Annotated in this window: 10 protein-coding genes; 7 read left to right on the forward strand and 3 right to left on the reverse strand. The window is 70.8% G+C overall.

The window, feature by feature from the left end; all coding sequences use genetic code 11:
• Positions 1–65: 65 nt before the first annotated feature.
• Complete coding sequence (locus tag ACYVKF_RS11880; RefSeq protein WP_460966533.1) at positions 66–3074, forward strand: alpha-mannosidase; 3009 nt, start codon at positions 66–68, stop codon at positions 3072–3074.
• A gap of 144 nt (positions 3075–3218) precedes the next feature.
• Here ACYVKF_RS11880 and ACYVKF_RS11885 read toward each other — a convergent pair whose 3' ends face one another.
• Positions 3219–3656 (reverse strand): phage tail protein, encoded by a 438-nt coding sequence (locus ACYVKF_RS11885; RefSeq protein ID WP_460966534.1) that lies wholly within the window; start codon positions 3654–3656, stop codon positions 3219–3221.
• Positions 3657–4058: 402 nt separating this feature from the next.
• Here ACYVKF_RS11885 and groL point away from each other — a divergent pair, with 402 nt between their 5' ends.
• From groL to ACYVKF_RS11905, 4 genes are all read left to right on the forward strand, one after another.
• Complete coding sequence (gene groL, locus ACYVKF_RS11890; protein ID WP_056916426.1) at positions 4059–5684, forward strand: chaperonin GroEL; 1626 nt, start codon at positions 4059–4061, stop codon at positions 5682–5684.
• Between the two features lie 330 nt (positions 5685–6014).
• Positions 6015–7715, forward strand: coding sequence for an alkaline phosphatase D family protein (locus tag ACYVKF_RS11895; RefSeq protein WP_460966535.1), 1701 nt, complete (start codon positions 6015–6017; stop codon positions 7713–7715).
• 169 nt (positions 7716–7884) lie between these two features.
• Entirely contained in the window at positions 7885–8697 is an 813-nt protein-coding gene (locus ACYVKF_RS11900; protein WP_082553294.1) for an ABC transporter ATP-binding protein, read from the forward strand.
• A gap of 2 nt (positions 8698–8699) precedes the next feature.
• Positions 8700–11240: an ABC transporter permease gene (locus ACYVKF_RS11905; RefSeq protein ID WP_460966536.1), complete on the forward strand. Its 2541-nt coding sequence runs from the start codon at positions 8700–8702 to the stop codon at positions 11238–11240.
• A gap of 41 nt (positions 11241–11281) precedes the next feature.
• Here the strand turns inward: ACYVKF_RS11905 and ACYVKF_RS11910 are convergent, their stop codons facing one another.
• Positions 11282–11896: an SHOCT domain-containing protein gene (locus tag ACYVKF_RS11910; protein ID WP_460966537.1), complete on the reverse strand. Its 615-nt coding sequence runs from the start codon at positions 11894–11896 to the stop codon at positions 11282–11284.
• 93 nt (positions 11897–11989) lie between these two features.
• Complete coding sequence (locus ACYVKF_RS11915) at positions 11990–12280, reverse strand: WXG100 family type VII secretion target (RefSeq protein WP_056916429.1); 291 nt, start codon at positions 12278–12280, stop codon at positions 11990–11992.
• Positions 12281–12403: 123 nt separating this feature from the next.
• Here ACYVKF_RS11915 and ACYVKF_RS11920 point away from each other — a divergent pair, with 123 nt between their 5' ends.
• Together ACYVKF_RS11920 and ACYVKF_RS11925 are read left to right on the forward strand one after the other, a co-directional pair.
• Positions 12404–13150, forward strand: coding sequence for a DUF4031 domain-containing protein (locus ACYVKF_RS11920; RefSeq protein WP_460966538.1), 747 nt, complete (start codon positions 12404–12406; stop codon positions 13148–13150).
• Entirely contained in the window at positions 13147–13665 is a 519-nt protein-coding gene (locus ACYVKF_RS11925; protein WP_460966539.1) for an NUDIX hydrolase, read from the forward strand. The genes ACYVKF_RS11920 and ACYVKF_RS11925 overlap by 4 nt, the downstream gene beginning before the upstream one ends.
• The last annotated feature ends 4 nt before the right edge of the window (positions 13666–13669 follow it).

Here is a 13669-nt window from a genome sequence, read left to right on the forward strand (position 1 = left end):
CGTCCCGCCCGCTGAACCCCGCGCCATACCTGTCGGAACCACTCGCCCCCACGAGAAGGAGCACCATGCACGACGACCGTCGCCTCATCGAAGGACGTCTCCGCCGGACCCTGCAGCGGATCGAGGGCGCCGTGTGGTCGGCCCCGGTACCGGTCGACCTGGGCCGCTGGGACGCGCCCGGCGAGCCCGTCCCGGTCGAGGAGGGCCTCGCCGCCCCGTATGCCGCCGCGCAGGTGAACGACCGCTGGGGGCCGCCCTGGGGCACCACCTGGTGGCGGGTGCGGGCGACCGTGCCCGACACGCACGCGGGGCGACCGGTCGACCTGAGGCTCGACCTGGGGTTCGACCCGCTGCGCACCGGGTTCCACGTCGAGGGCCTCGTCTACCGGGCCGACGGCACCCCGGTGAAGGGGCTCAACCCGCGCAACCAGTGGGTGCGCGTCACCGACGAGGCGAAGGGTGGTGAGGAGGTCGAGCTGTTCGTCGAGTCGGCCTCCAACCCACTGCTGCTGGGTGGGGGCGGGTTCGACTTCACTCCGTCCCCGCTCGGCGAGAAGGAGACGGCCGGGAGCGAACCGCTGTACTCCGTCGTGCGCGCCGAGCTCGCCGTCTTCGAGCAGGAGGTCTGGGAGCTCCAGCAGGACCTCGAGGTGCTGGGTCAGCTCGCGTCCGAGCTGCCCGAGAGCGACCCGCGCCAGTGGCAGCTGCTGCGCGCGATCGACCGGGCGTTCGACGCCCTCGACACCTCCGACATCAGCGGGTCCGCCTCGGCCGCGAGGGCGCAGCTCGCCGGGGTCCTCGCCGACCCGGCCCGCGCCAGTGCCCACCGCATCTCGGCCGTGGGCCACGCCCACATCGACTCGGCCTGGTTGTGGCCGGTGCGCGAGACCGTCCGCAAGGTCGCCCGCACCAGCTCGAACGTCCTCGCACTCATGGACGAGCACCCCGAGCTGGTCTACGCGATGTCGTCGGCCCAGCAGTTCGCGTGGCTGCGCGACCACCGGCCGGAGGTGTGGGCCGGGGTGGTCGAGCGCGTCCGTGAGGGCCGGTTCGTCCCCGTCGGCGGGATGTGGGTCGAGTCCGACACGAACATGCCCGGCGGCGAGGCGTTGGCGCGCCAGCTGAACCACGGGAAGCGCTTCTTCCTCGACGAGTTCGGCATCGAGACGCGCGAGGTGTGGCTGCCGGACTCGTTCGGGTACACCGCCGCGCTGCCGCAGCTCATCGCGCTCTCGGCGTCGCAGTGGTTCCTCACCCAGAAGATCTCCTGGAACACGACGAACCGCTTCCCTCACCACTCGTTCCGCTGGGAGGGGCTGGACGGCACGCGGATCTTCACGCACTTCCCGCCGGCCGACACCTACGGCTCGGAGGTCTCCGGCGCCGAGGTGGCGCACGCCGCCCGCAACTTCTCCGACAAGGGCGACGCGACCCGCTCGCTGCTGCCGTTCGGCTGGGGCGACGGTGGTGGCGGCCCCACCCGCGAGATGCTCGCGCGGGCCGCACGGCTGAAGGACCTCGACGGGTCGGCCCGCGTCGAGGTCGAGCGGCCGGATGCGTTCTTCGAGCAGGCCGAGGCGGAGTACCCCGACGCGCCGGTCTGGGTCGGTGAGCTCTACCTCGAGATGCACCGCGGCACGTACACGTCGCAGGCCAAGACCAAGCAGGGCAACCGTCGCAGCGAGCACCTGCTGCGCGAGGCCGAGCTCTGGGCGAGCACCGCCACGGTCCGCACCGGCGCGGCATACCCGTTGGAGGAGCTGGACCGGATCTGGAAGGTGGTGCTGCTGCAGCAGTTCCACGACATCCTCCCCGGCTCCTCGATCGGGTGGGTGCACCGCGAGGCGGTCGCCAACTACGAGGCCGTGGCGCAGGAGCTCACCGCGATCATCGAAGGGGCCCAGGCGGCCCTGGCCGGGGACGGCGACGTCGACGTGGCGTTCAACGCGAGCCCGCACCCGCGCGGGGGAGTCGCCGCGCTCGGTGGCGGCCCACGCGCCGCTGACCTGGCTGAGGTGGAGGTCGCCGCCGAGGGTGACGGGTGGGTGCTGTCCAACGGGCTCGTCCGCGCGGTCGTCGACGCGCGGGGGCTGCTCACCTCCGTGGTCGACACGACCACCGGCCGGGAGGCGCTGGCTCCCGGTGCCGCCGGCAACCTGCTCCAGCTGCACCCCGACACCCCTGTCGACTTCGACGCCTGGGACGTCGACGCCTACTACCGGCGGACCTGGACCGACCTCACGGGCGTCTCGTCGCTCTCGGCCGTGGACGGTGGGGTCCGTGTCGTGCGGCACTTCGGGGAGTCCACCGTCACCCAGCTCGTGACGCTGACGCCGGGCGAGGCCCGGGTCGACGTCGACACCGAGGTGGACTGGCGCGAGCGCGAGAAGATCCTCAAGGCCGGGTTCGACCTCGACGTGACGACGGAGCGCTCGACCGCCGAGGTGCAGTTCGGCCACGTCCAGCGCCCGACCCACACCAACACGTCGTGGGATGCGGCCAAGTTCGAGATCTGCGCGCACCGCTGGGTCCACGTGGGCGAGCCCGGGTACGGCGCGGCCGTCGTCAACGACTCGACCTACGGCCACGACGTCACCCGCCGCGACCGTGACGGCGGCGGCACCACGACGCAGGTCCGGCTCTCCCTGCTGCGCGCCCCGCAGAGCCCCGACCCGGTCGCCGACCTCGGGGTCCACCGCCTCCGGTATGCCGTCGTCCCCGGCGCCGGGATCGCCGACGCCATCCGCGAGGGGTACCGGATCAACCTCCCCCTGCGGACGGTCCCCGGCTCGGGAGCCGTGGTCGAGCCGCTGGTCACCGTGTCGGAGGGCTCCGCCGTCGTCGAGGCGGTCAAGCTGGCCGACGACGGGTCGGGTGACGTCGTGGTCCGGCTCTACGAGTCGCTGGGCTCCCGGAGCTCGGCCACCGTGATGGCAGGGTTCGAGTTCGGTGGGGTGGAGGCGGTCGACCTGCTCGAGCGCCCGCTGCCGACTCCGGGCGTCGAGGCCGTCGACGGTGGGGTGGGGCTCGCCCTGCGCCCGTTCCAGGTGGTCACCCTGCGCTTCACCCGCTGACCCCGGCCCGCTCGCTGTCCCCACGCCCCGAGCCCCGAGCCCCGACTGCAGCAACCTCTGCTAGCAGAGGTTGCTGCAGTACGGGCAGGGAGCAACCTGTGGCCACGGCAGCAGCCTCTGCTGGGTCGAGCAGGTGCCTCGAGGTCAGGCGTCGGCGTCCATCGCGTCGAAGGCCAGCTCGACCGTCTCCAGCACCACGTCGCTGGACGACGCGTCGAGCGGGGTGAGCCGGTGGACGACGGGGAACGCGTTGCGGAACCGCCAGGTCAGCGCCGGCGAACCCGTCGCGTCGAGCAGCCGCACGGCGACGTCGCGATCGACCGACGGGTCACCGTCACGGGCGGACGTCCACCAGTGCCAGAGCTCAAGGTCGTTCGTCAGGCCCGGCGAGAGCACGAGGTGGGAGTAGTGCGACAGCCCCGGCGCCTTGCGGGAGGCCGGCGTCCTGTCGGTGCCGGAGCGATGGGCGACCTCGTCGACCACCGCCTGGGGCAGCTCGACGCGGGAGAACGAGGAGCTCACGAGTCCGTCGATCTCGACCTGGAAGTTTGAGCCCTCGAACGGCTCGGGTGGCGCTGCCATGGCTCAGGCTCCCACCAGGACCCGGCCCCGCGCCATACCCTCCCCGCCACCGTCCGCCGACGGTGCGTGCTCACGGTGACGGCTGCGTCGTCCACGCGAATCGAGGGCGCGACGGCCGGTGATCGCAGTGACCGGCAAGCGTCCCCTAGGTGACCGGCGGACGACCGCGAGTGTTCACGGTGAGCGGTCGCCGTGGGAGGGGCCCCCGGAGCGGCGAGAGGCGTTTGCACTCTCGGGGGGAGAGTGCCAATAATGGCGTTAGCACTCTCACCATGAGAGTGACAATCATGGCCTCAAAGTGAGGTCCGGGGAACGTGTGCGACGTGAGCCGCCGGAACCGGGCCGTCCGTCGCGGGCACGGCGAGGCCGCCACACACGATTCGCGTGGGAGGAACCACCCGAATGGCCAAGATCATCGCATTCGATGAAGAGGCACGTCGCGGTCTCGAGCGGGGCATGAACATCCTCGCCGACGCCGTCCGCGTCACCCTCGGCCCGAAGGGCCGCAACGTCGTCCTCGAGAAGAAGTGGGGCGCCCCCACGATCACCAACGATGGCGTGTCCATCGCCAAGGAGATCGAGCTCGACGACCCGTACGAGAAGATCGGTGCCGAGCTCGTCAAGGAGGTCGCCAAGAAGACCGACGACGTCGCTGGCGACGGCACCACCACCGCCACCGTCCTCGCCCAGGCCCTCGTCAAGGAGGGTCTGCGCAACGTCGCGGCAGGCGCCAACCCGATGGCCCTCAAGCGCGGTATCGAGAAGGCCGTCGAGGCCGTCTCCGCCCAGCTGCTCGAGATGGCCAAGGACGTCGAGACCAAGGAGCAGATCGCTTCGACGGCCTCGATCTCCGCTGCTGACCCCCTGATCGGCGAGATGATCGCCGAGGCCATGGACAAGGTCGGCAAGGAAGGCGTCATCACCGTCGAGGAGAGCAACACCTTCGGCCTCGAGCTCGAGCTCACCGAGGGCATGCGCTTCGACAAGGGCTACATCAGCCACTACTTCGTGACTGACACCGAGCGCATGGAGGCCGTGCTCGAGGACCCCTACGTCCTCGTCGTGAACTCCAAGATCTCCGGCATCAAGGACCTGCTGCCCCTCCTCGAGAAGGTCATGCAGTCCGGCAAGCCGCTGCTCATCATCGCCGAGGACGTCGACGGCGAAGCGCTGTCGACCCTGGTGGTCAACAAGATCCGTGGCACCTTCAAGTCCGTCGCCGTCAAGGCCCCGGGCTTCGGTGACCGTCGCAAGGCCATGCTGGCCGACATCGCCATCCTCACGGGTGGCCAGGTCATCTCCGAGGAGGTCGGCCTCAAGCTCGACACCGCGGAGCTCGACCTGCTCGGCCGCGCGCGCAAGGTCGTCGTCACCAAGGACGAGACCACGATCGTCGAGGGTTCGGGCGACGCCGACCAGATCCAGGGTCGCGTCAACCAGATCCGCGCCGAGATCGACAAGTCGGACAGCGACTACGACCGCGAGAAGCTGCAGGAGCGCCTGGCCAAGCTGGCCGGCGGCGTTGCAGTCATCAAGGCCGGTGCCGCGACCGAGGTCGAGCTCAAGGAGCGCAAGCACCGCATCGAGGACGCCGTGCGCAACGCCAAGGCTGCTGTCGAGGAGGGGATCGTCGCCGGTGGTGGCGTGGCCCTGCTCCAGGCGACCAAGGCCGCGTTCGAGAAGCTCGAGCTCGAAGGTGACGAGGCCACCGGCGCGAACATCGTCCGCGTCGCCGCGTCCGCTCCGCTCAAGCAGATCGCGATCAACGCCGGCCTCGAGGGCGGCGTCGTCTCCGAGAAGGTCTCCAACCTGCCTGCGGGCTGGGGCCTCAACGCTGCGAGCGGCGAGTACGTCGACCTCATCGCCGCGGGCATCATCGACCCGGCGAAGGTGACGCGTTCCGCGCTGCAGAACGCCGCGTCGATCGCTGCGCTGTTCCTCACCACCGAGGCCGTCATCGCGGACAAGCCCGAGAAGGCTGCCGCTGCGGCTCCCGGTGGCGACGAGATGGGCGGCATGGGCTTCTGAGCCCAGCTCCTCACCGAGTCACCAGCACGACACGGAGGGCGGTTCCCCGAGAGGGGGGCCGCCCTTCGGCGTGAGCCGACATGTCGCAGCGGCGTGAGCCGACATGTCGCAGCGGCGTGAGCCGACATGTCGCAGCGGCGTGAGCCGACATGTCGCAGCGGCGTGAGCCGACATGTCGCAGCGGCGTGAGCCGACATGTCGCAGCGGCGTGGGCGCCGCGGGTGCCCCGACGGCACGGTATGGCGCCATACCGCGCCATACCGTGCGGGGCCGGTCGTCCGCCCAGGGGTTTGCCACCCACGGCACAGTCGGTGCGTGTAGAAACGGTGCGTGCCCGAACTCGACGCGACCCCGCTCACGCTTGGCCCCCTGCTGCGCCACGTGGCGGAGACGAGCGCGACCGTGTGGGTGCAGACGCGGGACGCGGCGACAGTGACGGTGCGGGCGTTCGACCGGTCGTGGGATGCGCCGACGTTCGCCGCGCACGGCCACCACTACGCCCTGGTCGTCCTCGACGGCCTCGAGCCGGGGGCCACGAGCGAGTACACCGTCGACGTCGACGGGTCCCAGGTCTGGCCGTCCACGGCCGAGCCGGAGGGGTCGCTCGCCGCCACGCTCCCGCCCAGCCGGATCACGACGCTGCTCCGCAGCGAGCCGACGCGGATGGCGTTCGGCTCGTGCCGCACGAGCGTGCCGCACGACGCCGAGGGCAACAAGAGCAACGGGGTCGACGCGCTGCGTGCCTACGCCCACCACCTCCGGGGCGCGGACCCGGCGCACTGGCCGCACCTCGTGGTCTTCCTGGGCGACCAGGTCTACGCCGACGAGACCTCGGAGGAGATGCGCGAGTTCATCGCCGCCCGGCGCAGCCTCGACGAGCCGCCGGGCGAGGAGCTGAAGGACTACGTGGAGTACGCGCACCTCTACCGGCTCGCGTGGTCCGACCCCCTCAACCGCTGGCTGCTGTCGACGCTGCCGAGCGCGATGATCTTCGACGACCACGACATCCGCGACGACTGGAACACCTCGCAGGACTGGCACCGGGAGATGAACCGCAAGCCGTGGTGGCACGACCGCATCGTCGGCGGTCTCGCGTCGTACTGGGTCTACCAGCACGTGGGCAACCTCAGTCCCGAGGGCCTCGCGGACGACGAGGTGTGGCAGCTCATCGCCCGGCACGCGGAGTCGGGAGCCGAGGGCGAGCTCGACCTCACCGAGGTGCTCGACACCTTCGCCGAACGCGTCGACAAGCACCCCGAGACCTATCGCTGGAGCTACTCCCGCGACCTCGGCGACTCCAGGCTCGTCGTGGTGGACAGCCGCGCCGCCCGGCTGCTCGAGCCCGACCGCCGCTCGATCCTCGACGACGACGAGATGGCCTGGCTCGACGGTGAGCTGCGTGGCGACGTCGACCACCTGTTCATCGGCACCTCGCTGCCGTTCCTCATGGCCCAGGGGATCCACGACCTCGAGGCGATCAACGAGGCGATGGCCACCGGTGCCTGGGGTCCGCGGGTCGCGACGTGGGGCGAGAAGATGCGCCGCGCGCTCGACCTCGAGCACTGGGCGGCGTTCCAGGACGGCTTCGCCAAGGTGCTCGCCATGGTGGTGGAGGTCGCGGAGGGCAAGCGGGGTCGGGCCCCGGGAACCATCACCTTCCTCTCGGGCGACGTGCACAACTCCTACGTCACCGAGATCGAGCCGGGTCAGCTCCCCGCCGGCTCGAGCCGGATCATCCAGGCGGTCTGCTCCCCGATCCGCAACCCCCTGCCGCGCCAGGCCCGCATCGCCCAGGCCATGCTGGGCAAGGGCCTGGCCCGCCCGCTCAAGCTGCTGGTGCGCCGCACGCCGAAGGTACCCAACGCGCCCTACGACTGGCCGATGACCGAAGGACCGTGGTTCGACAACAACCTCGCGACCCTCGAGGTCCGGGGGCGGGGCCTCGTCATGCGCTGGGACATGGGGGTCGTGCGGGGCGAGCGGTATGACGCGCCAGACCTCGAGCAGGTGGCTCGCGTCGTCATCAGCTGACGGTTCGTCCGGGTGCGGACGGGATGCGGGTGGTTTGTCACCGGGGTGCTGACGGTCCGGCTCAGGGTCGGGTCAGGGGCGGCTCGGGGTCTCACCCGAGAGTGGAGCATTGTGGGTGTCCCTAGCGTTGTCATCCGTGAGAACCACCACCATGAGCCCGGGAGCCCCGATGACCGCCACGCCCTCGTCCGACACCACCCGTGTGGCCAGCGACGGGTCGACCCGCGCACCGGCTGCCCGGGTCCGCGACCTGAGCAAGGTCTACGGCAAGGGCGAGGCCCAGGTCCGCGCCCTCGACGGCGTGAGCCTCGACATCGCCGCGGGGGAGTTCACGGCGATCATGGGGCCGTCGGGGTCGGGCAAGTCGACGCTGATGCACTGCGCGGCGGGGCTCGACGCGGCCACGGCCGGTGAGGTCTACATCGGGGACGTCGACATCACCCAGCTCAAGGACAAGGCCCTGACGACCCTGCGGCGCGACCGGGTCGGGTTCGTCTTCCAGTCCTTCAACCTCATCCCGACCCTCAACGCCGAGGAGAACATCCTCCTGCCGCTGGCGATCGCGGGGCGCAAGGCCGACCCGCAGTGGTTCGACCTGGTCATCGAGACGGTGGGGCTGCGCGACCGCCTCACCCACCGGCCCAACGAGCTGTCCGGCGGTCAGCAGCAGCGCGTCGCCTGTGCCCGCGCGCTGGTGAGCAAGCCCGAGATCGTGTTCGCCGACGAACCGACCGGCAACCTCGACTCGACGTCGGGCGCCGAGGTCCTGGGGTTCCTGCGGCGCAGTGTCGACGAGTTCGGCCAGACGATCGTCATGGTGACCCACGACCCGGTGGCCGCGGCCCACACCGACCGCGTCGTCTTCCTCGCCGACGGCGTCGTGGTCGACGAGATGCGCGAGCCCACCGCCGAGAAGATCCTCGAGCGGATGAAGAAGCTCGACACCCGGCTGCAGTCCCCGGCCGTGTCCTCGGGAGCCTGACCGTGCTGCGCGCCAGCTGGAAGAGCCTGCTCGGCCGCAAGCTGCGGCTGTTCATGAGTGCCTTCGCGATCATCCTCGGCGTCTCGTTCGTCTCGGGCTCGTTCATCTTCACGGACACCCTGGGCAAGGCGTTCGACGGCATCGTCAACACCGTGGGCGACGTGGTCGTCAGGCCCGAGAGCGCCAGCTCCGACTTCGACTCCGGTCCCACGGCCAAGACCGTCCCGGCCTCCCTCGTCGACTCGCTGAAGGGGCTGCCGGGGGTGGCCCGTGCCGACGGGAACGTCAGCGACCCGACGACCTTCGTCATCTCCAGCAAGGGCAAGATCATCGGCGGCGGGGGCCCGCCCGGACTCGGCCTGAGCCACAACGACGCCCCGACGTCCGCCGGTGACCCGCCGGCCACGTTGTCCCAGGGTCGTTGGCCGAAGGGGAGCGGCGAGGTCGTGCTCGACTCCGGCACCGCCAAGCGCGCCGGGTACGTCATGGGCGACACCGTGCGGCTCGTCACCAGCGGCGCCCAGCCCATCGTCACCGCGAAGCTCGTCGGCATCGCCGAGTTCAAGGGCGGCACCGTCGGGGCGACGCTGGCGTTCTTCGACACCGCGACGGCGCAGCAGCTCTACTACGGCGGCAAGGCCCAGTTCACCGATGCGTGGGTCACGGCCACCGACGGCACCAGTGCGGAGGACCTCGCCAAGACCGTGCAGGCCAAGCTCCCTGCGGGGTTCGAGGCGGTCACCGGCAAGGCCGTCGCCAAGGAGTCCGCGACCGGCATCAACAAGGCGCTGAGCTTCATCAACATCTTCCTGCTGGTCTTCGCGGGGATCGCCCTGTTCGTCGGCTCGTTCCTCATCATCAACACCTTCTCGATCCTCGTCGCGCAGCGCAGTCGCGAGCTCGCCATGCTGCGGGCCCTCGGCGCGGGTCGTCGGCAGGTGACGCGGTCGGTGCTGTTCGAGGCGTTCGTCGTGGGTCTGTTCGGCTCGACCGTCGGGCTCGGCTGCGGCTTCCTGCTCGCGATCGGCATCCAGACCCTGTTCGCCCAGTTCGGCCTCGACCTCAGCGGGTCCCCCCTCGTCTTCCAGCCGAGCACCGCCCTCATCGCGTATGGCGTCGGGATGGTCGTGACGATGCTGGCCGCGTACCTGCCCGCTCGCCGCGCCGGCGCGATGCCGCCGGTGGCCGCGATGCGCGACGACGTGGCCATGCCCGAGTCGACCCTGCACCGCCGCGTCTGGGTCGGCGCAGCGTTCTTCGTGGCCGGTCTCGTCTGCACCTGGCTGGGGTCGTTCACCACGATCGACAACGGCGCCTACTGGGTGGGCGGCGGTGTGCTCGGTCTCGTCCTCGCCGCCATCCTCACCTCGCCGGTGATCGGGCGACCGGTCATCGCCGGGCTTGGCTGGGTCTACCGGCGGCTGTTCGGGTCGGTCGGCCTGATGGCCGAGCAGAACGCCACCCGGAACCCCCGCCGCACCGCAGCCACGGCCTCGGCGCTGATGATCGGCCTGACCCTCGTGGCGATGATGTCCGTGTTCGGTGCGTCGGCCAAGGCCAGTGTCGACAAGTCGATCAGCTCGACGTTCGCCGCCGACTACGTGGTGTCGAACGCGGTCGGCCAGCCGTTCTCGCCGGCCGTGACCAAGGACGTCGCAGCGGTCCCGGGTGTCGCCACCGTGAGCCCGCTGCGCTACCTGCCGGTGTCGCTCGACGGGGACCGCGGCTTCGCGGCCGCCATCGACCCGGGGTCGTTCGGCAAGGCGGTTCCGCTCGAGTTCGCCGCCGGCTCGCTCGACAAGCTCACGAACCGGTCGGTCCTGGTCTCCGAGAACCGCGCCAAGCAGCAGAAGCTCTCGGTCGGCAGCACGGTCAAGGGCGAGGTCGCCGGTCAGCAGGCGGACTACACGGTCGGCGGCATCTTCGTCACGTCAGCGTCGGTGCCCAACTCCATCCTCATCACCCTGGACACCGCCAACGCGGCAGGCGTCCCGAACCAGGACAGCGTGGCGTTCGTGGTGCGGGACAAGAACGCGAACCCGGCGGCCGTGGAGGCGGCGATCGAGAAGGTCATCGCCGATGTGCCGACGGTGACGCTCAAGGACCAGGACGCGTTCGCCGCCGAGCAGCGCAAGCCGATCGACCAGCTCCTCTACATCATCTACGCGTTGCTCGGTCTGGCCGTGATCATCGCCATCCTCGGGATCATCAACACCCTGGCGCTGTCGGTGATCGAGCGCACCAGGGAGATCGGGCTGCTGCGCGCCGTCGGCCTGAGCCGGCGGCAGCTGCGGACGATGCTGCGGCTGGAGTCCGTGGCGATCGCCCTGCTCGGGGCCGTCCTCGGCGTCGTGCTCGGGCTCGTGGCCGGCTGGGCCCTCCAGCGCAGCCTCGCCGACGACGGGATCGACGTGCTCGCCATCCCGGGGCTGCAGCTCGCGGTCTTCGTGGTGCTGGCCGGTGTCGTCGGCGTGCTCGCGGCGCTGTGGCCGGGACGTCGCGCCGCTCGCCTGGACGTGCTGCGCGCCATCACCACGGAGTAGCGTTCGCGCGCGACAGGTCAGGGCTGCGCGGCCCGGTCAGGTCAGGGATTGATCAGCCGCGCCTTGAGGGTGTCGTACTCCGCCCGACTGATGTCCCCGTTGGCGAGCAGCCGTGCCAGGTCGGTGAGTCCGGCCACGGGGTCCGGCCGCACGGCCGCGGTGGGCGTCGGTGGAGGCGGCGCCGCCACGGGGACCATCCGGGCTCTGTGGTTGGCGATGCCCGTGTTGATCATCCCGCTCAACCGCTTGGCGTCGTGCATCCGGTTCTCGGTCTGGTTCGTCGTCACGCCCTCGCTGCGCCTGACGACGCAGGTGCCGTAGTTGAGCACGAAGCCGAAGAACCCGTGTCGGTAGGAGGACTCGAAGAGCGCCGGCCAGGGGTTGTTCCAGTCGAGGGCCTTCCACGGGAGGATGCCGCCCCTGATCCGCAACCCCTCGGGGAGCACCGTCCAGGTGACGCTGTGCAGGTAGGCGACGCGGTACGCGCCACGGACCAGGACGGCGACGACCAGCAGCGTGACGAACGTCTTGGCGCCTCCGGACAGGCCCGCAGCGACCAGGCCGAGGAAACCGGCCAGCAGCACCGTCCCCACGATCGTGTAGAGGTACGCGATCAGGCTCTTGCGGAAGACCACGCCGCCGGAAGTCGTCGTCATGGTCGCACCCTAGGACCGGCTCCGGAGGGAGGCATCGGCCGATCTGCGTGGACCATTACCGCAATCCACCCTCTCCGGACACCTCGGCCGGCGTCAGCTGAACATCCGCAGGGTCTGCGCCTCCGTCTCCGCGTACTGCACGCCCGCGGCGGCCAGTACGCCGCCGATCGAGTCGAGCGAGGCACGCACCTGGCGCTGGGTGCCCTGCCACTCGGTGACGAGGGCCTGGAACCGTGCCGACGCGGTGCCGGTCCACGCGCCCTGCAGGCCGTTGAGCCGCGCCATCATGGCGGTCACCTGGCCGTCGATCTCGCTCGAGATGCGGGCGATGTCGCCCGACGCTGCCTGGATCTGGCCGGTGTCCACCTGGAACTGTGCGCTCATGACCGTCCTCCTCACGGGTCGTCGGTGCCTCCGTGGCACCACTGTCCGGCGAGGCTAGGCGCAACGCGCGTACCGCCTGCGGGCTTTTCCACAGGCCTGCCCGTCGCGGGGTAGCGTCGGGTCGTGACCATCTGGATCGACCCGCCCGCGTGGCCGGCCCACGGACGGCTCTGGTCCCACTTGGTCAGCGACGCGTCATACGACGAGCTGCACGACTTCGCTGTCGCGCAAGGGATCCCGCGCCGTGGCTTCGAGGGTGACCACTACGACGTGCCCGAGGAGCGGTATGCCGCGCTCGTGGCGGCAGGTGCGCAGGAGGTGCCCGGCAAGGAGATCGTCCGCATCCTCCAGCGCAGCGGTCTGCGGATCCAGAAACGCAAGCACGAGAAGGTGATTCGCTCGATTCCGGAGGCGTCGTGGCTGCCACCCGGGTCGCGTGCCGACATCATCACGTCACGCCAGCCCGAGCCACCGGCGAACACGGTCGTGGTGCGTCTCGCACTCCTGCGCGGTCCGGACCTGCTCGTCCTCGAACGCCTCACCGGTGGGCTCGACCTGCCGTCGGCCCCCGTCGGGAGCCTGGACCCGCGCGATGCGCTGGGGCGGCTGCTCACCGTGGTCGTCGGTGAGCAGCCCGCTGTGGCACCGCAGCTGCTCGGCTACGTGCGCAACACCGTCCCCGACCCAGACGCCGACTACCCGTGGCCGGTGCCGAAGGCCTGCTTCGCCGTCTGGCACGCGGAGCTGGGCGGCCGGGTCGAGCTGGACACCGGCGTGGGGCAGTGGATCCGGCGCGACCGGGCGGCGGAGTCGCTGACGGACCGGCACTGGTGGCCGCTCGTGGCGCACCTGGACGAGGTGCCGCGATGAGCCGTGGGGCGACCAGCCGTTCGGTGCGCCTCGACGACGTCGTGTTCACCGACGGGTCGGTGTCGCACGTGGTGCTGACGACCACTCCGGACCCGGCGCCCGAGGAGGCCGTGTTCGCCGCCATGGTCGTGCTCCGCGACGCCAATGGCCGCTACGCCGTGACGTGGAGCCCCCGCCGACGTGAGTGGGGACCGCCCGGCGGGGCGCGTGAGGACGGCGAGTCAGTCGTCGAGTGCGTGGTCCGTGAGGTGGCCGAGGAGATCGGCCTCGATCTCGACCCGTCGACGCTGGTCCCGGTGGGGCACGAGGCCTTCGAACCGGTCACCCCCGGACGCTGGCCGAGGGAGGGCGGCTACCTGCAGCTGTATGCCGCCGACTGGCCTGCCGTGGGGCCCGCCCTCGTGGCGCGGGAGGCGGACTCGCTCGATCCGGAGTGGGTGGAGGCGGCCGAGTTCCGGGCCCGTGCGGGGGCGCAGTTCTGGTGGCCGGTCGTCGAGGGCGTCCTGCGCGACTGACGGG

Source organism: Pedococcus soli (assembly GCF_054782575.1).